The sequence below is a fragment of the Rufibacter ruber genome (assembly GCF_014138425.1).
Classification (GTDB): Bacteria; Bacteroidota; Bacteroidia; order Cytophagales; family Hymenobacteraceae; genus Nibribacter; species Nibribacter ruber_C.
Map to the genome: position 1 here is coordinate 52,730 of NZ_JACJIQ010000004.1, position 21,022 is coordinate 73,751.

The 21,022-nt window shown below is 51.4% G+C and carries 19 protein-coding genes; 15 read left to right on the forward strand and 4 right to left on the reverse strand.

Features of this window, described 5'->3' with window-relative positions:
• The first annotated feature begins 105 nt into the window (after positions 1-105).
• The 14 genes from FHS90_RS05890 to FHS90_RS05955 all read left to right on the forward strand — a co-directional run bounded on the left by FHS90_RS05890 (position 106) and on the right by FHS90_RS05955 (position 14,115).
• Positions 106-489, forward strand: a complete 384-nt coding sequence (locus FHS90_RS05890; RefSeq protein WP_066835096.1) for an NADH-quinone oxidoreductase subunit A — start codon at positions 106-108, stop codon at positions 487-489.
• A 102-nt stretch (positions 490-591) separates the two neighbouring features.
• Entirely contained in the window at positions 592-1,146 is a 555-nt protein-coding gene (locus FHS90_RS05895) for an NADH-quinone oxidoreductase subunit B (RefSeq protein WP_066835047.1), read from the forward strand.
• 3 nt (positions 1,147-1,149) lie between these two features.
• The gene (locus FHS90_RS05900) at positions 1,150-1,656 is read left to right on the forward strand and encodes an NADH-quinone oxidoreductase subunit C (protein ID WP_182512341.1); all 507 of its coding nucleotides are present in this window, start codon (positions 1,150-1,152) and stop codon (positions 1,654-1,656) included.
• A gap of 69 nt (positions 1,657-1,725) precedes the next feature.
• Entirely contained in the window at positions 1,726-2,940 is a 1,215-nt protein-coding gene (nuoD, locus tag FHS90_RS05905; RefSeq protein WP_066835098.1) for an NADH dehydrogenase (quinone) subunit D, read from the forward strand.
• Positions 2,941-3,010: 70 nt separating this feature from the next.
• A complete protein-coding gene (locus FHS90_RS05910; protein WP_182512342.1) occupies positions 3,011-3,550 on the forward strand; it encodes an NADH-quinone oxidoreductase subunit NuoE family protein in 540 nt (179 codons plus the stop codon).
• Positions 3,532-4,875: an NADH-quinone oxidoreductase subunit NuoF gene (gene nuoF / locus FHS90_RS05915; RefSeq protein ID WP_182512343.1), complete on the forward strand. Its 1,344-nt coding sequence runs from the start codon at positions 3,532-3,534 to the stop codon at positions 4,873-4,875. The genes FHS90_RS05910 and nuoF overlap by 19 nt, the downstream gene beginning before the upstream one ends.
• 500 nt (positions 4,876-5,375) lie before the next feature.
• Positions 5,376-6,380, forward strand: coding sequence for an NADH-quinone oxidoreductase subunit G (locus tag FHS90_RS05920; protein ID WP_182512344.1), 1,005 nt, complete (start codon positions 5,376-5,378; stop codon positions 6,378-6,380).
• The gene (nuoH, locus tag FHS90_RS05925; protein WP_182512345.1) at positions 6,380-7,438 is read left to right on the forward strand and encodes an NADH-quinone oxidoreductase subunit NuoH; all 1,059 of its coding nucleotides are present in this window, start codon (positions 6,380-6,382) and stop codon (positions 7,436-7,438) included. Before FHS90_RS05920 ends, nuoH begins: the two co-directional genes overlap by 1 nt.
• Before the next feature lie 54 nt (positions 7,439-7,492).
• Positions 7,493-8,017 (forward strand): NuoI/complex I 23 kDa subunit family protein, encoded by a 525-nt coding sequence (locus tag FHS90_RS05930; protein WP_066835059.1) that lies wholly within the window; start codon positions 7,493-7,495, stop codon positions 8,015-8,017.
• 15 nt (positions 8,018-8,032) lie between these two features.
• Entirely contained in the window at positions 8,033-8,548 is a 516-nt protein-coding gene (locus FHS90_RS05935; protein WP_182512346.1) for an NADH-quinone oxidoreductase subunit J family protein, read from the forward strand.
• 353 nt (positions 8,549-8,901) lie between these two features.
• Complete coding sequence (gene nuoK / locus FHS90_RS05940; RefSeq protein WP_182512347.1) at positions 8,902-9,231, forward strand: NADH-quinone oxidoreductase subunit NuoK; 330 nt, start codon at positions 8,902-8,904, stop codon at positions 9,229-9,231.
• A 59-nt stretch (positions 9,232-9,290) separates the two neighbouring features.
• Complete coding sequence (gene nuoL, locus FHS90_RS05945) at positions 9,291-11,243, forward strand: NADH-quinone oxidoreductase subunit L (protein WP_182512348.1); 1,953 nt, start codon at positions 9,291-9,293, stop codon at positions 11,241-11,243.
• A 10-nt stretch (positions 11,244-11,253) separates the two neighbouring features.
• Entirely contained in the window at positions 11,254-12,705 is a 1,452-nt protein-coding gene (locus FHS90_RS05950) for a complex I subunit 4 family protein (RefSeq protein ID WP_182512349.1), read from the forward strand.
• A gap of 33 nt (positions 12,706-12,738) precedes the next feature.
• Positions 12,739-14,115 (forward strand): NADH-quinone oxidoreductase subunit N, encoded by a 1,377-nt coding sequence (locus FHS90_RS05955; RefSeq protein ID WP_182512350.1) that lies wholly within the window; start codon positions 12,739-12,741, stop codon positions 14,113-14,115.
• 428 nt (positions 14,116-14,543) lie between these two features.
• Here the strand turns inward: FHS90_RS05955 and FHS90_RS05960 are convergent, their stop codons facing one another.
• The 4 genes from FHS90_RS05960 to aspS all read right to left on the reverse strand — a co-directional run bounded on the left by FHS90_RS05960 (position 14,544) and on the right by aspS (position 19,568).
• Positions 14,544-15,260 (reverse strand): LytR/AlgR family response regulator transcription factor, encoded by a 717-nt coding sequence (locus tag FHS90_RS05960; protein ID WP_182512351.1) that lies wholly within the window; start codon positions 15,258-15,260, stop codon positions 14,544-14,546.
• The gene (locus FHS90_RS05965) at positions 15,241-16,299 is read right to left on the reverse strand and encodes a sensor histidine kinase (RefSeq protein ID WP_182512352.1); all 1,059 of its coding nucleotides are present in this window, start codon (positions 16,297-16,299) and stop codon (positions 15,241-15,243) included. Before FHS90_RS05965 ends, FHS90_RS05960 begins: the two co-directional genes overlap by 20 nt.
• A gap of 14 nt (positions 16,300-16,313) precedes the next feature.
• Entirely contained in the window at positions 16,314-17,180 is an 867-nt protein-coding gene (locus FHS90_RS05970; protein WP_182512353.1) for an alpha/beta fold hydrolase, read from the reverse strand.
• Positions 17,181-17,813: 633 nt separating this feature from the next.
• The gene (gene aspS / locus FHS90_RS05975) at positions 17,814-19,568 is read right to left on the reverse strand and encodes an aspartate--tRNA ligase (RefSeq protein ID WP_182512354.1); all 1,755 of its coding nucleotides are present in this window, start codon (positions 19,566-19,568) and stop codon (positions 17,814-17,816) included.
• 419 nt (positions 19,569-19,987) lie between these two features.
• Here aspS and FHS90_RS05980 point away from each other — a divergent pair, with 419 nt between their 5' ends.
• Positions 19,988-20,527 carry a hypothetical protein gene (locus tag FHS90_RS05980; RefSeq protein WP_182512355.1) on the forward strand — a complete coding sequence of 180 codons (540 nt, stop codon included), beginning with the start codon at positions 19,988-19,990 and terminating at the stop codon, positions 20,525-20,527.
• Positions 20,528-21,022: the final 495 nt, after the last annotated feature.

A 21,022-nucleotide genomic window follows, 5' to 3' on the forward strand; every position in this document is an offset into this window, starting at 1 on the left:
GCTCGTTTGTTTATTATTGAGAAGGATTCTACATAAGAGTCATTCTGGTTTTTGCTTTGAAACTTTAGTATTCCTGTCTAATTTTGCGCGAATTTGATTTTATATATGGAACCTACACCCACTGCACAATATGTACCCGGCGACTGGCTGCCCATCGTGATTCAGTTTGCGGCGGCCCTGGGCTTCGTGGTTTTCGCCATGGTGGTCACGCACCTGATTGGCCCCAAGCGCCAGAGCAAGGTGAAAAACGCCTCCTGGGAATGCGGTATTGAGAGTAAAGGCGATGCCCGTACCCCTATTTCCATCAAGTATTTCCTGATTGCCATTCTGTTTGTACTTTTTGACGTGGAAATCATCTTCCTCTACCCGTGGGCGGTGAATTTCAGGGCCATGGGTCTGGACGGCTTTATCTGGATGCTTCTCTTTATGGCGCTGCTTTTGATCGGGTTCTACTATGTAATCCGCAAGGGCGTGCTCAAGTGGGAATAGAATAATACTTTTCCGCGGTGCGCGGCAAACTTTTACAAGCGGGCTGTTGTTCAGGAAGAAGGCGTTTCTGGCCTGTTTTTCTGAAAACTAAGCGAAAACAACATGAGCGATAACAAAACTGATATAACCATGGTGGGTACCCCTGAGGGGGTGGAGGGAGCCGGTTTCTTTGCCACTTCCTTTGAGAAAGTAGTAGGCCTAGCCCGTAAGCACTCGCTGTGGCCGTTGCCGTTTGCCACTTCCTGCTGCGGTATTGAGTACATGGCCACCATGGGCGCGCACTATGACATCTCCCGTTTCGGGTCTGAGCGCCCCAGCTTCTCGCCCCGCCAGGCCGATTTGCTGATGGTGATGGGCACCATTGCCAAGAAAATGGGGCCGGTGGTGAAACAGGTGTATGAGCAGATGGCCGAGCCGCGCTGGGTGATTGCCGTAGGCGCCTGCGCTACTTCTGGCGGTATCTTTGACTCGTACAGCGTGCTGCAAGGTATTGACCGCATTGTGCCCGTTGATGTGTACGTGCCAGGTTGCCCGCCGCGCCCTGAGCAGATTCTAGATGGCCTCATGCGCATTCAGGATTTGGCTGAGAACGAGTCACTGCGCCGCCGTAACTCACCAGAGTACCAAGAACTTTTAGCCTCTTACAACATTAAATAAGGCATGGCCGAAATAACCAACGAACAGCTGATTGCGCGGCTTCAGGAGAAGTTCGGAGACCAGTTGTTTGACATTCAGGAGCCGTACGGGCTTGTCACCGTGACCACCACCCGGGAAAACATTATTCCCATGCTGCAGGCGCTGTATGATGACGAGGTGCTGCAGATGCAGTTCCTGACCACCATGTGCGGCATGCACTTTCCAGACAACAAGGGGCAGGAGCTAGGCGTGGTGTACCATGTGCACAGCTTGCAGAACAACATCAGGCTGCGCATCAAAATCTTCTTTTCAGAAGAGGATGCCGTGGTGCCAACGGCCACCAACCTGTACGCTACGGCCAACTGGATGGAGCGCGAGGCGTGGGATTTCTACGGAATACGGTTTGAAGGCCACCCCAACCTCATTCGCATTCTCAATGTGGAGGAGATGGAGGTGTTCCCGATGCGCAAGGAGTTCCCGCTGGAAGACCAGACCCGCGAAGACAAGATTAATACCTTCTTCGGAAGATAAAACAAGAGAGACCCCCACGGCTTTTTTCAAAACAAGCCGCCGGGGTTTCTGCTTATACTAACAGCCACCATGGAGTTAGCCAAACAGAATACTGAACTAAACACCACCGATACCTTTATTCAGGATTTAACCACCCTGAACTTAGGGCCAACGCACCCCGCCACGCACGGCATCTTCCAGAACATCCTGCAAATGGATGGCGAGAAGATTGTGTCGGGTGTGCCTACTATCGGGTACATACACCGCGCGTTTGAGAAAATTGCCGAGCGCCGCAACTTTTACCAGATTACCCCGCTCACAGACCGCATGAACTACTGCTCCTCGCCCATCAACAACATGGGCTGGTGGATGACCGTAGAGAAGCTGTTGGGTGTTACGGTTCCTAAGCGTGCCGAGTACATCAGAGTCATTGTGATGGAATTGGCGCGTATTGCCGACCACTTGATTTGTAACTCCATCTTGGGTGTGGACACGGGAGCCTTCTCGGGCTTCTTGTACGTGTTCCAGGAGCGGGAGAAAATCTATGAAATCTACGAAGAAATCTGCGGCGCCCGTTTGACGACCAATATGGGCAGGGTAGGCGGCATGGAGCGTGATTTGTCTCCGGTGGCTATTCAGAAAATCAGAGACTTTTTGCGTGACTTCCCTAAGGTGATGCAGGAGTTTGAGACCATGTTCAACCGCAACCGCATCTTTGTGGACCGCGTGGAAGGTGTGGGTCCTATCACGGCAGAACGTGCTTTGAATTACGGTTTTACTGGTCCTAACCTCCGGGCTGCGGGCGTTGACTATGACGTGCGCGTGATGAACCCTTACTCTTCTTACCAGGATTTTGAATTCGAAATTCCAGTAGGAACCAAGGGTGACACTTATGACCGTTTCATGGTGCGCAACGAGGAAATCTGGCAGAGCCTGCGCATTATTCAGCAGGCCATGGACAACCTGCCCGAAGGACCTTTCCACGCAGATGCCCCAGAGTACTACCTGCCGCCAAAGCAGGACGTTTACCGCAACATGGAAGCGTTAATTTACCACTTCAAGATTGTGATGGGTGAAATTGACGCACCGGCCGGCGAAGTGTACCACTCAGTGGAAGGCGGAAACGGAGAGTTAGGGTTCTACCTGGTGTCTGACGGAGGCCGCACGCCGTACCGTTTGCACTTCAGAAGACCTTGCTTCATCTATTATCAGGCTTATCCAGAGATGGTGGTGGGCACGCAACTGTCAGATGCCATTGTGATTCTGTCCAGCATGAACGTGATTGCCGGAGAGCTTGACGCTTAAGCTGGTAGATTAGAAACGATTTTTCCCAAGCCTGCCGCAGGGCAGCTTTTACATACCTGCCATTGACCAAATGGAGCAAACAGTAGAAAATAAAAAAGTAGAGTTCTCAGAAGGGGCCATGGCCGAGATTCGACGCTACATTTCCCACTATCCTGAGGGACGTCAGAAATCAGCGATTCTGCCTATCCTGCACATCGCGCAAGCGGAGTTTGGCGGCTGGGTAAGCCCTGAGGTGATGGACAAGGTGGCTGAGATTCTGGACATTCAGCCGATTGAGGTGTATGAGGTAGCTACCTTCTATACCATGTTCAACCTGAAGCCGGTAGGCAAGCACGTGTTGGAAGTATGCCGCACAGGCCCTTGCATGCTGCGTGGCTCTGACCAACTGATTGAGCACCTAGAGAACCGCTTAGGCTGCAAAGTAGGAGAGACCAGTGCAGACGGCAACTTCACCTTAAAAACGGTAGAATGCCTGGCCTCTTGCGGAACCGGCCCTATGCTGCAGGTGCGTGAGAAATTCTACGAGAACTTGGACGCCGCCAGCGCTGACCAGATGCTGGAAGACCTGAAAGCCTCAACTGTAAGGAAACCATGGGAAGAAAATTATTAACTGAACATATCAACGTTGAAGGCATTCATACCTTTGACGTGTACCGCAAGCACGGCGGCTACGCCTCGGTAGAGAAAGCCTTGAAAACCATGACCCCAGAGGAAGTGGTGGAAGAAGTGAAGGCATCGGGCCTGCGCGGCCGGGGTGGCGCCGGTTTCCCTACGGGTATGAAGTGGAGCTTTTTGGCCAAGCCCGAAGGCAAACCGCGCTACTTAGTGTGCAACGCCGATGAATCAGAGCCGGGTACGTTCAAAGACCGGTATTTGATGGAGAAACTGCCGCACCTCTTGATTGAAGGCATGATTACGTCTTCGTTCGCGCTGGGTGCCCGCACGTCTTATATCTATATTAGAGGTGAGTTATTGTATGTGCTGCGCATTCTGGAAAAAGCCATTGCCGAGGCGTATGCTAACGGTTTCTTAGGCGAAAACATCCTGGGCAGCGGTTATTCGCTTGATTTACACGTGCACCCCGGCGGTGGCGCGTACATCTGCGGTGAGGAAACGGCCTTGTTAGAGTCTCTGGAAGGTAAGCGCGGAAACCCGCGTAACAAGCCACCTTTCCCGGCGGTTTGGGGCCTTTACGGCTGCCCAACCGTGGTAAACAACGTGGAGTCCATCGCTACGGTGCCATGGATTGTGAACAATTCTGCCGCTGAGTATGCCAAGATTGGTATTGGCCGTAGCGCTGGTACTAAGTTGATTTCCGCGGGCGGAAACATCAACAAGCCCGGTGTGTACGAGATTGAACTGGGGATTCCGGTGGAAGAATTCATCTACTCAGATGAATACTGCGGCGGTATCTGGAAAAGCCGTGACATGAAAGCGGTGATTGCCGGAGGTTCTTCGGTTCCAATTCTTCCCAAAGACCTGATTCTGAAAACAGCCAACGGCGAAGACCGCTTAATGACTTATGAGTCTTTGTCTGACGGAGGTTTCGCGACGGGTACCATGTTGGGTTCCGGTGGTTTCTTCGTGATGGACGACCAGACCTGTATTGTGCGCCATACTTGGACCCTCGCCCGTTTCTACCACCACGAGTCCTGCGGCCAGTGCAGCCCTTGCCGTGAAGGTACCGGCTGGATGGAGAAAGTCTTGCACCGCATTGAGCACGGCCACGGCCACATGCATGACATTGACCTGCTCGTGAACGTTGCAAAGCAGATTGAAGGAAATACCATCTGCCCGTTGGGCGATGCCGCTGCTTGGCCGGTTGCCGCTGCCATCCGTCACTTCAGAGACGAGTTTGAGTGGCACGTAAAGCACCCGCAGGCAGCTACGGCACCAGGCGCGGTGTTCAACAAAGCTGAGTCTGTTTTAGCATAAGCATACTGTTTTCGGGCTGTTTTTCAGAAAACAGGCCGAAAACGCAAGATTAGAAGAACCACTTTCCATTCCCTGTCATCCTGAAAGGATCTTAGTGGCAAGCTAGAAAAGCAGAAGAGCAAACGCTACTACTGTTCGCCCACAAGGTCCTTTCAGGATAACAAAAGGGAAGGATGAAAGGATTGGAACTAGTTAAGCATTTCCGGTAAGTCCCTCTTTGAAGGGGTTAGGGGGATGTTAAGAACGCTAGAGGAACCAGAAGCAAATGCTACACGCGAAAAAGGAATGATTCTCGGGAATGTAATTATCAGCAGAAGAATCATCCCCCTACCCCCCTTCAAAGGGGGACGAAATGCGTGAAGCAGCTTTGAATAAGAACAAACAAAGAATGCCGTTTTTGACCTGTTTTTCTTAAAACAGGCCGAAAACAGAAATACAATTTAATAGCCATTTGCTTATGGTTTACACAAATAGCCAGCAGCAATCAACAATAATTTGAAATGGTAAAAATTACGTTTGATGGCATAGAGGTGGAGGTAGAGGAAGGAACTACTATCCTCAACGCAGCCCGCAAAATTGGCGGTGAGGTGGTGCCCCCTGCCATGTGTTACTATACGCCTTTGAAAGGCAGCGGCGGCAAGTGCCGCGCGTGCCTGGTAAAGGTGGCGGCCGGTTCGGCAAAAGACCCGCGCCCCATGCCGAAGTTGGTGGCTTCTTGCGTGACGCCGGTGCAGGACGGAATGGTGGTGGAGAATACCACTAACCCAGATGTGTTGGCTACCCGCAAAGGCGTGGTGGAAATGCTGTTAATCAACCACCCGCTGGATTGCCCTATCTGCGACCAGGCCGGGGAGTGCGATTTGCAGAACTTCGCGTATGAGCACGGTACCTCGGGCACCCGCTATGAGGAAGAGCGGCGCACGTTTGAGAAAGTAGACATCGGGCCACTTATTCAGCTGCACATGACGCGCTGCATTTTGTGCTACCGTTGCGTGTACACCGCCAACCAGATTACTGATAAGCGCGTGCATGGCGTGTTAGGCCGTGGTGATGCCGCCGAGATTGGAACCTACATTGAGAACGTCATCGACAATGATTTCTCCGGAAACGTAATTGATGTGTGCCCAGTGGGTGCCCTGACAGATAAGACATTCCGCTTTAAAAACCGCGTGTGGTTTACCAAACCCGTAGATGCGCACCGTGACTGCCCTAAATGCTCTGGTAAAACAGTGCTCTGGATGCGCGGAAACGATGTGCTACGGGTAACAGCCCGTAAAGACCAGTACAACGAGGTGCAGGAGTTCATCTGCAACGAGTGCCGCTTTGACCACAAAGACCCGAACGACTGGACCATTGAAGGACCGCGCAAAATTGACCGCGCGTCGGTGATTTCTGCCAACCATTATGAGTTGCCGGTATTGAACGTGCCGGTGGTGCCTAACTTACCAGGCTCTACTGAAGAAGACTTAGAATCCACTCCTTTCAACCTAGGAAGACACGTATAATGGAGCTATCCGTATTATTAATCAAAGCACTTATCATTGTGGCCGTTTTTGGGGTCACGCTGTTGATTGCCACCTACTCCACGTACGCTGAGCGCAAAGTGGCCGCGTTCATTCAGGACCGTGTGGGCCCTAACCGGGCTGGTCCTATGGGTTTGCTGCAGCCGCTGGCAGATGCCGTGAAGCTGTTCTTTAAAGAGGAGTTCGTCCCAGCCAATGCAAACAAGTTCCTGTTTATTGCGGGTCCGTCATTGGCGATGTTGACGGCCTGTATGTCCAGCGCGGTGATTCCTTTCGGGAACACGCTCTACATTAACGGTGAGTACATTCCGGTGCAGGCCATTGAGGTGAACATCGGGATTCTCTACATCTTTGGCGTAGTGGCATTGGGTGTGTACGGCATCATGATTGGAGGCTGGGCATCTAACAACAAATTCTCTTTGTTGGGGGCAATCCGCGCAGCGTCTCAGAACATCAGCTATGAACTGGCCATGGGTATGTCTATCATTGCCTTGTTGGTTCTTTCTGGTTCGCTTTCACTACGCGTGATGGCCGAGCAGCAAGGGCAGGATTTGTTCGGAATCTCGGGCATGAACTGGAACATTTTCTACCAACCGCTGGGCTTCCTGATTTTCCTGGTGTGTGCCTTCGCGGAGACCAACCGCGTGCCGTTTGACTTACCTGAGTGCGAGACTGAGCTAGTAGGCGGTTACCACACTGAATACAGCTCCATGGGCATGGGCTTGTACCTGTTCGCGGAGTACGTGAACATCTTCGTGGCCTCAGCGGTGATGGCAACGCTGTATTTTGGCGGTTACAATTTCCCGTTCATGTATGACCTCGGCTTGCCGCACAACGTGGTGACCATCTTGGGTACCGTGGTGCTGTTCGTGAAAATCCTGTTGTTCATCTTCTTCTTCATGTGGGTACGCTGGACCTTGCCGCGCTTCCGGTATGACCAATTGATGAACTTGGGCTGGAAAATCTTGATTCCGTTGTCTATCCTGAACGTGGTGTTGACAGCCGGTACTATTCTGCTGAAAGACGAATTCTTCAAGTAGCAGACGGAAGGCTTCATTTATAGAAGCCTGACAACCTTTTAACGACTGAATGAGATGCAATCATTAAGTAATAGAGCAAAGAAACTGGAGAAAAAGCCCATGAACCTGTCTGAGAGAATGTATCTCCCAGCCATTTTCCAAGGCTTGACCATTACCATGCGTCACTTCTTCAAGAAGAAGGCGACCATTAAATACCCGGAGGAAACCCGCCCCATGAGTGCGGTTTGGCGTGGTTTGCACGTGCTGAAGCGTGATGAGAAGGGAAGAGAGCGTTGCACGGCCTGCGGTTTGTGTGCGGTGGCCTGTCCGGCCGAAGCCATTACCATGGTGTCTGGTGAACGCAAGCGGGGCGAGGAGCATCTGTACCGTGAGGAAAAATACGCGGTAAGCTACGAGATTAACATGTTGCGCTGCATTTTCTGCGGTCTGTGTGAGGAGGCGTGCCCCAAAGCAGCCATCTTCCTGCAAAACGACAAAGTGGCGCCGGCCCGCTATGAGCGCGATGAGTTTATCTACGGCAAAGACCGTTTGGTAGAGCCGCTTCCTATTGAATTAACGGCACCAGCCCCTACTCGCTAATCACCTAGAAAAACTATGACGGGTAATATTTTTTACTTCCTGACCTTCCTGACCCTGATTGCCGCTGTAGGCGTGGTGGTTTCCAAGAACCCTGTGTACAGCGTTCTGTTCATGATTCTGACCTTCTTCGCACTGACTGGGCACTACATTCTGTTAAACGCTCAGTTTGTGGCAGCGGTGAATTTCATTGTGTACATGGGCGCCATCATGGTACTTTTCCTCTTCGTGATTATGTTCCTGAACATGCGGGAAGACACCGAACAGCATAAGCCCATGCTCAGTAAAATTGCAGCGGCTATTGCCGGCGGTATGATGTTTGTCATCATTATTGCCGCCTTGAAAGACGTGGATACCAACGTGTACCACCCGGCGGTGTTTGACTCGCAGATTGGTCTGGTGGAGAACCTGGGCATTGTCTTGTTCAGAGATTACCTGTTGCCGTTTGAGTTGGCGTCTATCCTGTTGCTGGCGGCTATGGCCGGTGCGGTGATGTTGGGTAAGCGCGAGCCGGGCGAGCGAAATAGATTCTAAGGGTTCTGTAGAACCCCTAAAAAGGACAACTTTATTTGTTGTCCTTTTTTCATGCCGCTTTGGGTGGTATAAAATAGTAACTGCCGTTTTTGGGCTGTTTTCTGAAAAAGAGGCCAGAAACGCAAGTAACCTCACCATAAATCCCTCTCCCGCGGAGAGGGACTTTTCCGCTGAGGCGTTTTGAGGCTGTTTTTCAGAAAACAGCCTCAAAACGCAAAAGAGTACTCCCCTCTCCGTGGGAGAGGGGCTAGGGGTGAGGTCATATTTTATTGTGGATTTACCAAAAAATGGAAATAACTTTGGCCCCTGTTGCAAGGCAAGGCCAATCCCGTTTCTAAGAACGAATAGTAGACATGAACGAAATTCCTGAGGTCATTAGAACCATTCCGCTGAACTTTTACCTGTATTTCAGCACCGCCTTGTTCATTATTGGAGTCATTGGGGTTCTGACCCGCCGCAACGCCATCATTATCTTTATGTGCGTGGAGCTTATGCTCAACTCCGTCAATCTGTTGCTTACGGCTTTTTCAGCGTACCGTTCTGACCCTAATGGGCAGATATTCGTGTTTTTCATCATGGCGGTGGCTGCCGCCGAGGTGGCCGTTGGGTTAGCTATTATTGTAATGATTTACCGTAACCTGCGCACCACAGACATCAATTTCCTGAACAAACTGAAATGGTAAGGCGGGTTTCCCGCTCTGCTGAATCTATAAAGAGTACCGTTCCATTTACGCTTTAACAAATGCAAGAATTTATTTTGCCGGCAAACAACGCTGAGATGACTTGGGTCTGTTTGCTGATTCCGCTCCTGCCGTTCATCGGGTTTCTGATTAACGGCCTGGGGAACCGGAAATTGCCGAAAGGGCTGGCGGGTCTGGTGGGTTGTGCCACCGTCATCGGGTCATTTGCGCTGTCTTTGTTCCTGTTCTTCGGGTTTGAGGGCTACGGAAACCGTCCGTACACCACAGATATCTTCAACTGGATTAACGTGGCGGGGCTTCGCATTCCGTTCTCGTTCCAGATTGACCAGCTGTCGCTCATTATGTTGCTTCTGGTAACGGGTGTGGGTTCGGTGATTCACATTTACAGCGCCGGCTACATGCATGATGACGAGAACTTCGGGAAGTTCTTCGCTTTCTTAAACTTGTTCGTGTTTTCCATGCTCCTGCTGGTGATGGGCTCTAACTACGTGATGATGTTTGTGGGCTGGGAAGGCGTGGGGCTCTGCTCGTACCTCTTGATTGGCTTCTGGAACAAAGTCACTCCGTACAACAACGCCGCTAAGAAAGCTTTCATCATCAACCGTATTGGTGACTTAGGCTTCTTGCTCGGTATCTTCTTAATCTTCATCACCTACGGTAGCGTGAGCTACGGCGAGGTGTTCAACCAAGCTTCTCAACTAAACGAGGTGAATGACGGCATAGTGGTAGCCATTACCCTTTTGCTGTTTGTAGGTGCCATGGGTAAATCAGCGCAGTTGCCATTGTACACTTGGTTACCAGACGCGATGGCGGGTCCAACTCCGGTTTCAGCTTTAATTCACGCCGCTACCATGGTGACCGCTGGTATTTACATGGTGATTCGTTCTAACGTGTTGTACACGCTAGCACCAGATACTTTAGAGGTAGTGGCCATTATTGGTTTAGCCACAGCGTTATTCGCCGCTACCATTGGTCTCTTCCAAAACGACATCAAAAAAGTATTGGCGTACTCTACTGTGAGTCAGTTGGGCTATATGTTCCTGGCGCTGGGCGTGATGGCATATTCATCGTCGCTGTTCCACGTATTGACGCACGCGTTCTTCAAAGCGCTTCTGTTCTTGGGTGCGGGTAGCGTGATTCATGCCATGTCTGGTGAACAGGATTTACGCCGCATGGGTGGCCTGAGAAAAGCGCTTCCTATCACGTTCATTACCTTCTTGATTGGTACGCTGGCCATTTCTGGTATTCCGCCGTTTGCGGGTTTCTTCTCTAAGGATGAGTTGCTGGCGCACGTATTCCAGCACAGCAAAGTGATGTGGGCGTTTGGTCTGTTGACTTCGTTCATGACGGCTTTCTATATGTTCCGGTTGCTGTACCTGGCCTTCTTCGGAAGTTTCAGAGGTACGGAGGAACAACGCCATCACCTGCACGAATCTCCGGCGGTGATGACCATTCCGTTGATTATTCTGGCTATTCTTTCCACCGTGGGTGGATTCATGGGCTTGCCGCCGGTCTTCAGCGAAAACCACATGCTGGCCAACTTCCTGTCGCCGGTATATGAACTGGCCAGAAGAGCGGTGCCAAGTGCGTTTGAAGTGCATCACCTGTCCCATGAACTGGAATACACCTTGATGGCGGTTTCCGTGGCCGTAGCAATTGTTGCTATTATTCTGGCGTACGTGATTTACGGAAAGAAAAGAGCCGTTCCCGGCGAGGAAGGCACTGCCACTGGCCTGCACAAGCTGGTATACAACAAATATTATGTAGATGAACTCTACAATGCTCTGTTTGTAAAACCCATCATGGGCTTGTCTGTGGGCTTGTACCGCTTCGTGGAAAAGGGCATCATTGACCCCATTGTAAACGGATTGGGCAAAGGCGTACTGGGTGGCGGACGTTCCCTGCGTCTGGTGCAGAGCGGGGCCATTGGGTCTTATATCCTGATTATGGTGCTGGGCATCGCGTTAATCTTATTGCTGAACTTTATTATCTGATAGGCCAAACATGTTAACCGCATTCTTAATCTTATGGCCTGCGCTGGCGGCGTTGCTGGTTCTGTTGGTAAAAGGACAGGGCGCCAAGAAAGTCGCGTTTGGCGCGGCGTTGTTGGAACTGGTGGTAGGCGTATGGGCTTGGGTCAACTTTAATCCTACGCTCACTAGTCCGCAGTTTTTATTGAATGAACCATGGGTGGCCTCAGCGGGCATCGCCTTTAAGGTAGGCATGGACGGCATCAGTTTGTTGATGGTGCTGTTGACCGTGTTCCTGGTTCCGTTGATTATCCTGGCCTCTTTCAAGAATGACTACGAGAAACCGTCTTCGTTCTACGCTCTCATTCTGTTCATGCAGACCGGTTTAGTTGGGGTATTCACCGCTCTAGATGCATTCCTATTCTATTTCTTCTGGGAAGTGGCGTTGATTCCCATCTACTTCATTGCCGCACTTTGGGGCGGTGCCGATAGAATCAGGGTCACGTTCAAATTCTTCATCTATACCGTATTTGGCTCGCTATTCATGCTGGCCGCGTTTGTGTATCTGTATTTCCAGACGCCGGGCACGCACAGTTCAGAGGAAGTGGCCTTCTATCAACTGGTTTTAGACTCTGGCACGCAAAGCTGGCTGTTCTGGTTCCTGTTCATTGCCTTCGCCATTAAGATGCCGGTATTCCCATTCCACACCTGGCAACCCGACACCTATACTGAGGCACCTGCCGCCGGTACTATGCTGTTGTCTGGTATTATGCTGAAGATGGGTATTTACGGTGCGCTGCGCTGGTTGCTGCCGGTGGTGCCCTTGGGCGTGAGTCAGTGGGCCGATGTGGCGTTGGTGCTGGCTATCATTGGTATTATCTATGGCGCTATCATTGCCATTCGTCAGCATGACATGAAACGGGTGGTGGCGTTTTCGTCTATCTCGCACGTGGGGCTGATTGCCGCTGGTTTGTTCACGTTGAACGAGCAAGGTTTGCAAGGGGTGATGATTCAGATGCTGAGCCACGGTGTGAACGTAGTAGGTTTGTTCTTCATTATTGATATTATTCAGCGCCGCATAGGCACCCGGGAGATTGCCGCCATGGGCGGAATCACGCAGAACGCGCCGTTCATGACGGTGTGCTTTATGGTCTTGATGCTGGGCGCGGTGGCGTTGCCATTGACCAACGGGTTTGTGGGCGAGTTCCTGCTCTTGATGGGCGTGTTCCGGTACGAAGCCTGGATGGGCGCGGTAGCCGGTATCACCATCATCTTGGGAGCCGTGTACATGCTGCGCATGTTCCAGCGCGTGATGTTTGGCGAGAAAAACGAAATCACTCAGGCTTTCACAGATTTGACCTTCACTGAGAAAGCCGTGCTGGTACCGTTGGTGGTGATGGTGTTCTGGATTGGTTTGCACCCAAACACGTTCCTGAGCATTTCTGAACCAGCCATTCTGAACCTGCTGGAAGTAATCAAGCGCTAAGAATTTAAGACATACAGGAGAAATCACCTGCACATGACATCTATTATACTACTTTCTGTTTTCGGGATAGTGAACCTCTTTCTAGGGTTCATGAAATCTAAAAAAGCGTTGCTTCCGCTGGTGCTGCTGTTCTTGCTGGTGGTGCTGGGCGCAACCGTGTATGACTGGGGCCAGAACAAGACCTTCTTCAACAACATGCTGGCCGTAGACAACTACACCGTTGGGTTCACGGCGGTGATGGTGCTGTCTACTATTTTCATTCTGCCGTTCTCCCGCCGCTACGTGGTGGGCGAAGAAGCCAACCTGGCTGAGTACTACTCTCTGCTTATTTTCTCTCTGGTAGGCGGTGTGATGATGGTGGGGTATGAGAACCTGCTCATGCTGTTCCTGGGCATTGAGATTATGTCCATTCCTATGTATGTATTGGCAGGCGCCGACAAGCGCAATATTCTCTCCAACGAGGCCGCTATGAAGTACTTCCTGATGGGCTCGTTCTTCACCGGCGTGATTCTGTTTGGCATGGCCTTGATTTATGGGGCCACCGGTCACTTCTATTTAGTAGACATTGCCAACGTTGCCAACAACATTGACCCCAACATGGCCCCGTTGCTCCTGATGGGTATTCTGCTGGTGTTGATTGGCATTACCTTTAAGATTGGGGCTGCCCCATTCCATTTCTGGACTCCTGACGTGTACGAAGGTACGCCAACCCTCTTCACCGGCTACATGTCTACCGTGGTGAAAACCGCTGGTATTGCGGCCTTCTACAAACTGATGAACGTGGCGTTCCCGGCGGTGTACCAGGAGTGGTTCCCCACGGTGGTGGCCATTACCGTGCTGACGTTGCTGGTAGGTAACATTGGGGCTGTGGCACAAACCAGCATGAAGCGGATGCTGGCTTACTCCAGTATCTCACACGCGGGCTATCTGATGATTGCCTTGACCGCGTTCAACGACCGTTCTGAAAACGCTATCCTGTTCTACTCACTGGCCTACGGCGTAGCAACTATCGCTGCCTTTGGCGTGCTGAAATACGTAGCCGATGAGCGGGGTTCAGATGACTACTCCTCATTTAACGGCTTGGGCAAAACGAACCCGTTGCTGGCGTTCGTGATGACCGTTTCTATGCTGTCTCTGGCGGGAATTCCTTTAACGGGTGGTTTCTTCGGAAAGCTGTTCCTGTTCTCTGCCGCTTTAGAAAAAGACATGCTTTGGCTGATTGTGGTGGCGGTGCTGATGTCGGCGGTAGGGATTTACTACTACTTCCGGGTGATTATTGCCATGTACATGCGGGAACCGGTAGGTGCGCGTGTAGCCGTTGACCCGTTTGCTGCCTTTACGTTGATTTCTCTGATAGTCTTGACCGTGCTGATGGGTGTGGTGCCTGGCTTGTTCAGTGATTTGCTGTAAGGCTTACCATTTCTAGATAAAAGAGAAGAGGCGCCCTTGGGCGCCTCTTCTCTTTTATGCGTTTTTGGACTGTTTTGGTAAAAGTAGGTCAAAAACAGGTGAGGGAAAAGACAGGCTCACTACGTGTAGCTTCTCCCCTTGAGGGGAGATAAAGAGGGGTGTTGCACAGGAGAGCACACATTGTTAGGCGTACTTATTTTTCTGTGGCGCGGAAGTTATTTCTGTGCCTAACTAGGAAAATCACGGAAGTAACTTCCGCGCCATAGTTGGGAATGCCATGACCAGCAGGTGTAAACACCCCACTAGCTCCCCTCAAGGGGAGAATCTGCACTTAGCTTGCGCTATTATTTGAAACAATCGGGCAGTTGCAATCAGCAATCAAATTCCCGTTTTTGGCCTGGTTTCTGAAAAACAGGCCAAAAACGCACTTACAGACTCATCAGTTCCTTGAACACCTGGCTCTGTCTTCGGCTTACCTCCACTTCCTCGCCACCTCTTAATTGGATCTTGATGCTGCCGCTGAACCAGGGGTTGATCTGCTCAATGTAATTCACGTTGATGATCTGCTGCCGGTTGGCCCGGAAGAACACCTTCGGGTCCAGACGGTTCTCCAGGTAATTCAGGCTTTTTAAGATGCAGGGCCGCTCCTGGTCAAAGTACAGGAATGCGTAGTTGCCGTTTGATTCTATCAGGCGTACCTGTTTCAGGGCCACAAACCAGCACCGTTCGCCGTCTTTCACAAACACGCGGTCTTCCTCGCTCAGCAGCGTAGGGGCGGCGGCAGGTTTAACAGGCTCATGTTTGGCCAGGGCTTTCTCCACGGCCTGGCGCAGGCGGGGCTCCTCAATTGGTTTCAGGAGGTAGTCCAGCGCGTTCTGTTCAAAGGCTTTGAGGGCGTACTGGTCATAGGCGGTGGTGAAGATGACCTGCGGGATGTACTCCAGCGCCTCCAGCAGCTCAAAACCGTTTTTCTGGGGCAGGTGAATGTCCAGGAACAGCAAATCAGGCCGAAGTTCCTCAATCAAAGCAAGGCCCTCCTCGGCGTTTTCGGCTTCGCCGATGAGTTCCAGCTCCGGGAATTTGCCTAACAGGTGCTTCAGTTCCAGGCGGGCCAGCCGCGAGTCTTCAATGATGCAGATTCTCATATTCTCTGTAGGGAAGGGTGAGGGTGGCGGTCACGTGGTGCTCTGACGTTTGCGCCAGGGCAAATGTCCCTGGCTGCTCCAGCGAATGGCCCACGCGCTCCAGCAGCCGTTCTATGCCAATGCCCGCCGGGGTCAAGGCAGTTGGCAACGTTCCGGTATTCTCTACCTGTACCTGCAGATGCCCGTTCTGCCGGTGCAGGGAAAGGTGAATGCGGCCTCCGTCCAGCTGCGTGCCAATGCCGTGCTTGATGGCGTTCTCCACCAGCAGTTGAATACCCAGCGGCGGAATGGCGGCCTGTTTCACAGCGGCATCTACCTGAGAGGAAAACTGCAGCTTCTCTTCAAAATGAATCTTCTCCAAGGCCACGTAATTGTCCAGAAATTCCAGTTCTTCGGCCACGGGCACCAGGTTGTTTCTATTGTAACCAATCACGTACCGCATCATGGCAGAGAGGCGGGTAATCATCTCCCGCGCCTTGCCCTGGTCTTCCAGCACCAATGACCGGATGTTGTTGAGGCTGTTGAACAGAAAATGCGGGTTCAGTTGTGACCGTATGGCCTGCAGCTCGGCTTCCTTCAAAGAAGCCTGCAGTTTCCAGGCTTCCACTTCCTTTTCCTTCCACCGTCTTATTGCCTGAAACGCGAAGTAGATGGTGGACCAGAAGCTTAGAATCACCAGCCCGTTGGCCGCATACATAACCAGGTAACCGAAGCTGAATTCCTGCCACGTGAACAGGCCAATGCTCAGCATGAACACGCACACCAGCAGCTGGCAGATAATAGAGGCCAGCGCATTGTACGCCAGCACCAGCAGCACCAGTCTACCCAGGGGCAAATCAAGCCAGCGGTATTGGTGGCTCAGGTGCCGTTGTAAATGCGTGAGCACCAGAAAAATACCCGTTCCCACAAACTGCACCGCGTACATGCCCGGCTGCTTTTTAAACCACAGGACACTCATCAGGAGGCCTATGCACAGGTAAAAGGTCCAACCAATTGCCTGGCAGACCCAGTACCATTTTTGTTGACGGGAAGTGGTCATCTAAAACTTTGGAATTACTTTTTCAGGAAAGCGTCTATCTGCGCAAACATCCAGGCGGGCTCGTCATACATGATGAAGTGGCGGGCGGTGTCGGCAATTTTGACTTCAGCCGAAGGCAATTTAGCGAATTGCGCGGTATACATGGTAGTGGTCATGTCTTTGGTCACGCCGTACCCTTTGTAGCCGTACCAGGCGCCCAGCACCAACACAGGGGCTTTAATGGTGGCAATGTCTGCGCGCAGGTCTGTGGTGTACATCTCATACATGGCCAGGCCGGTGGTTTGGTAAGCTGATTTTCTGCCCCACTCTATGATCTTCTTAATATGCGCTGAGTCTTTGGCCATAGTGGTGCCGTAGCTGGCTTCCTGCTGCTTTTGCATCTGCGGGCTGGGTGTAGCCATAGATTTGCGGAACTGCTCAGCCATGGGCTTGATGGTCTCTACCGTGGCACCGGGATTTTGGGCGGCCCCAATGAATGGCAAACCATCTACCACCACTGTTTTCCCAAACAGCTCCGGCGCTTTTACATTCAAGGCCAGCACCAAATAACCGCCTAAGCTGTGCCCCACCAGCACCGGTTTCTTCAGTTTGTTCTCCTGCACGTAGGCAATGATTTCATCGCGCATGGTGTTCAGGAAAGGATCAGCTTTGATGGCCGGTTGGCCCGCAAACCCCGGCAGGGTGAGTACATAGCAGGTGTAGTTTTTTTGATAGTGTTGCACGGTTTCATCCCAGACCTCACCCGCAGAGTTCAGGCCCGGGATCAAAATCATGGCAGGGCCTTTGCCCGTCTTCACCACTTTGAAAGAAGGAGTTTTAGCTTGAGCCGTTAAGGTGAGGCACAACAACAGCGCCAGGAGAGAGGTAAGTTTTGCGTTCATGTTTTTATGGGTTAAAGGTTTCTAGTGCGATTGATGGTCACAAAGGTGCACCGCAGCCAGGCACATGAGAAGCAAAATATGATGAGCGGTAATTGCAAAGGGTGAGCGGTGAAGGGGTAATTTGTTGGTGGTGGCTGTTGGAAAGGGGAATGTTCCGTTTTCGGGCTGTTTTGGGAAAAGTAGGCCAATAACGGCTTTTGCCACAGACGCTCGCAGGTCCTCCTGACGCTACGAGGTCAGAATTGGATTTTCAAGTTTCAAGGAAGATGCCGATAACTCTCTACACTTATATATCCCACGCAGCCCCACGCTGGCGCGAGACTAAAGTCTCGTGACATGGGATGAAGCGAGTCTCCAGACTCGCCGGGAGCCAGCGGCTAAAAAAGTAAAAATGGAGTCTGGAGACTCCACTCACAGTGCGGCACGAGTCTGAAGACTCGCGCCAGATTCTTCAGCCATTCAATAAGCCGCCTTGCACAAAAGACCTCGTAGCGTCCGGAGGACCTGCGAGCGTCTCTGTGCCGTTTGCGTTTTTGGCCTACTTTTCCTAAAACAGGCCAAAAACGCAAAACGGGCGAGATCTCCCAGACCTCACCCGTTTTGAACTAAGAACGAACAACTAATAACGAATAACTACGACTTTAGGCGGACGTCAATCTGCAGCTCATCTAACTGCGCCTGCGCGATAGGAGAAGGAGCATCAATCATGACATCACGGCCACTGTTATTCTTAGGGAACGCAATGAAGTCGCGGATAGAATCTGCCCCGCCAAAGAGCGAGCACAGACGGTCAAACCCGAAGGCGATACCCCCGTGCGGAGGCGCACCGTACTCAAAGGCATCCAGCAGGAACCCGAACTGCGCTTGCGCTTCCTCGGGCGTGAAGCCCAACAGGTTAAACATGCGGCTTTGCACGCCACGATCATGTATCCGGATGGAGCCACCACCCACTTCCACACCGTTGATGACCATGTCATAGGCATTGGCGCGCACGGCGCCGGGGTTGGTGTCAATCAGGTCCATGTCCTCGGGCTTGGGCGAGGTGAACGGGTGGTGCATGGCATGGTAGCGGTTGCTTTCCTCGTCCCACTCCAGGAGCGGGAAGTCCAGAACCCACAGCGTGGAGAACGTGTCTTTGTCCCGCAGGCCAAGGCGGGTGCCCATCTCCAGACGCAGTTCATTTAAAGCTTTACGGGTTTTATCAGCGCCGCCGGCCAACACCAACAGCAAATCACCCGGCTGGGCGTTGAAGGCCTGCGCCCACTGCGCTAAATCTTCTGGAGAGTAGAATTTATCTACGCTTGATTTCACGCTGCCGTCTTCCTGCACGCGGGCGTACACCAAACCGGTGGCACCCACTTGCGGACGCTTTACAAAATCTGTGAGTTCATCCAGTTGCTTGCGGGTGAAATGGGCGCTGCCGCTGGCGTTAATGCCCACCACTAACTCGGCATCATCAAACACTTTGAAACCTTTGTTCTTTACCAGGTCATTCAGCTCCACAAACTGCATGGCAAAACGGGTATCAGGTTTGTCTGAACCGTAGAGGCGCATGGCATCAGCATACGTCATGCGGGGGAAGTCTGTTAATTCAATGCCTTTCACGGTCTTGAACAGGTGCTTCACCAGGCCTTCAAAGGTGTTTAGGATGTCTTCCTGCGTCACGAAAGACATTTCGCAGTCAATCTGGGTGAACTCCGGTTGGCGGTCGGCGCGCAGGTCCTCATCTCTAAAGCATTTCACAATCTGGAAGTACTTGTCAAACCCAGATACCATCAAGAGCTGCTTGAACGTCTGCGGAGACTGTGGCAGGGCGTAGAACTCGCCGGGATTCATGCGGCTGGGCACCACAAAGTCGCGGGCGCCTTCAGGCGTAGATTTAATCAAGACCGGCGTCTCTACCTCAATAAAGCCCTGGCCGTCCAGGTAAGAGCGGGTTTGCTGGCCCATGCAGTGGCGCAATTCCAGGCTTTTGCGCACGGGGGAGCGGCGCAGATCCAGATAACGGTATTTCATGCGCAGGTCGTCGCCGCCGTCGGTGTCATCTTCAATCAGGAAGGGCGGCAGTTTGGCGGGGTTCAGGATTTCCAGCGCGGTTACTTTTATCTCAATCTCGCCGGTGGCGATTTTATCATTCTTAGACTCGCGCTCAATCACGGTACCGGTGGCTTTGACCACAAATTCGCGGCCCAGGGTGCGGGCAGTGGCCAGCACCGAGGCCTCAGAAACGCCTTCCTCCAGGCTTAGCTGCGTAATGCCGTAGCGGTCGCGCAGGTCAACCCAAAGCATGCCGCCTTTGTCGCGTGATTTCTGTACCCATCCGGTCAGGGTCACTTCCTGACCAACATTCTCCAGGCGTAATTCGCCGCAGGTGTGTGAACGAAGCATTGTGTCTCTTCTTTAGAACTAAGCTGCAAAGGTACGCATTGTTTTGGGAGTTGATAACAGCGGGCCGGAGAAGGTTGTTGATCTGGCACAGGCTTGTCTATTCCCTTCTTTTAATTTAACAAAATAAAGAATATTATAAATTTAATATATCCTGATAAGAATAGTTTGAATTTATTTGTGGAGCCAAAAGTTCTGGTTTGATTGTTTGCTAACTTTATGCAGAAATGTAGCGCCCCCATACATTAAAATACATTTAAGTTAGAGGAGGGCATTTTATGAAACTTCAGGTAGTGCAGGCAGTTCGCTCTTGGTTCTTGCTTTTTCATTCAAAAAAGAAACATTCAGCTATCTACTACTCAAGTTCAAACTTTTTTGAAAAATATGGTTTTGCTGAGACGTTAACACAGTTGCAAAACCTTTTGTCTGTTCAACATAGACCTGCCTATCAGGTAGAGAGCAGTATTTTCTTTCAAGCCATTCCCTTTGGGGCCACCGTAAGAGAGGTTGTGAAAAAACTGGGGGAGCCGGTTCATACTATGGCCTCTTCTGCAACTGTAGAAGGGCACAGTGCTTTAATCTTCAGGAGAAAAGTAGGAGCGATAGGTGTCACTTCCTGCGTCCATTTTTATGAAGGCAGATTTTTCCTTGCCCAGGAAGTGGTGAGGTATCCTACTGTGATGCAGGCAGACTTCTGTATTGTTTCGGCGGTAAAGGACCTGGCAAGGGTTTGCCTGGAGAGCCTGGGTGCTTCTTCTGTGGTGAGGGGGGCTTGTGGAGCCAGCGTGTCAATAGACCGTTCTGTGTATCTGCGCATTGATTATATCACTGGTGAGCGGCTGGTTTGGCAAAAGCTAACGGGGCAAAGGCAGAAGGAGGCCGGAAAGAGCTTATTCAAAAGCATGGAGTTTTGGGGCAGTCAGCTAATCAAGCAGAGAAGTGAGGTTCCTTTGGGGGAGTAACTTTCCCCCTGGCCTGAACGGGTAACGTGCATACCGTTGCCGTGCTGGCTGAGATAGCTCAAACAGCGCCCCTGCGCCAGGTGTAGAACAGGCTGCCTCCAGGTAACGCATAGTGAAGCAACAGGAGATTGGTTCAGTTGAAGGAGCCCCTGATGGGGAGACAAACGGCATTTAAGAGCTGTTTTCTATAAATCAGATCAAAACAGAGTACTGGAGAGGACAGTGCAACTACGCCGCGTGCCAGTAAACAACCAAGGGAAGAATAGATGTAATAAATCCGGTTGATGTTTTGCACTTTACCGTTGATAAAATAATTGTTAGGTATTTAAGCAAGTATTTATCGGTACTATTTTTATAATATTTGATTTAGCTGCCAGCTCTGAATATATTTGTCTATTGCCTTAAAAAAGTTTCTTTCAGATAACCTGCATTTTTCAAACCAATCCATAAAGCACCAGAGGACATAGCACATGCATCAGTTTTTTACTCTAGTTT

Excerpts from the sequence above, each read along its gene's own strand:
- FHS90_RS05960 (WP_182512351.1), bottom strand. The coding sequence starts at position 15,260 with ATGAGAATCTGCATCATTGAAGACTCGCGGCTGGCCCGCCTGGAACTG.
- FHS90_RS05920 (WP_182512344.1), top strand. The coding sequence starts at position 5,376 with ATGGTAAAAATTACGTTTGATGGCATAGAGGTGGAGGTAGAGGAAGGA.
- FHS90_RS05935 (WP_182512346.1), top strand. The coding sequence starts at position 8,033 with ATGACGGGTAATATTTTTTACTTCCTGACCTTCCTGACCCTGATTGCC.
- FHS90_RS05930 (WP_066835059.1), top strand. The coding sequence starts at position 7,493 with ATGCAATCATTAAGTAATAGAGCAAAGAAACTGGAGAAAAAGCCCATG.
- FHS90_RS05895 (WP_066835047.1), top strand. The coding sequence starts at position 592 with ATGAGCGATAACAAAACTGATATAACCATGGTGGGTACCCCTGAGGGG.
- FHS90_RS05890 (WP_066835096.1), top strand. The coding sequence starts at position 106 with ATGGAACCTACACCCACTGCACAATATGTACCCGGCGACTGGCTGCCC.
- FHS90_RS05900 (WP_182512341.1), top strand. The coding sequence starts at position 1,150 with ATGGCCGAAATAACCAACGAACAGCTGATTGCGCGGCTTCAGGAGAAG.
- nuoF (WP_182512343.1), top strand. The coding sequence starts at position 3,532 with ATGGGAAGAAAATTATTAACTGAACATATCAACGTTGAAGGCATTCAT.
- FHS90_RS05955 (WP_182512350.1), top strand. The coding sequence starts at position 12,739 with ATGACATCTATTATACTACTTTCTGTTTTCGGGATAGTGAACCTCTTT.
- nuoH (WP_182512345.1), top strand. The coding sequence starts at position 6,380 with ATGGAGCTATCCGTATTATTAATCAAAGCACTTATCATTGTGGCCGTT.
- FHS90_RS05950 (WP_182512349.1), top strand. The coding sequence starts at position 11,254 with ATGTTAACCGCATTCTTAATCTTATGGCCTGCGCTGGCGGCGTTGCTG.
- nuoL (WP_182512348.1), top strand. The coding sequence starts at position 9,291 with ATGCAAGAATTTATTTTGCCGGCAAACAACGCTGAGATGACTTGGGTC.
- nuoD (WP_066835098.1), top strand. The coding sequence starts at position 1,726 with ATGGAGTTAGCCAAACAGAATACTGAACTAAACACCACCGATACCTTT.
- aspS (WP_182512354.1), bottom strand. The coding sequence starts at position 19,568 with ATGCTTCGTTCACACACCTGCGGCGAATTACGCCTGGAGAATGTTGGT.
- FHS90_RS05910 (WP_182512342.1), top strand. The coding sequence starts at position 3,011 with ATGGAGCAAACAGTAGAAAATAAAAAAGTAGAGTTCTCAGAAGGGGCC.
- FHS90_RS05970 (WP_182512353.1), bottom strand. The coding sequence starts at position 17,180 with ATGAACGCAAAACTTACCTCTCTCCTGGCGCTGTTGTTGTGCCTCACC.
- nuoK (WP_182512347.1), top strand. The coding sequence starts at position 8,902 with ATGAACGAAATTCCTGAGGTCATTAGAACCATTCCGCTGAACTTTTAC.
- FHS90_RS05965 (WP_182512352.1), bottom strand. The coding sequence starts at position 16,299 with ATGACCACTTCCCGTCAACAAAAATGGTACTGGGTCTGCCAGGCAATT.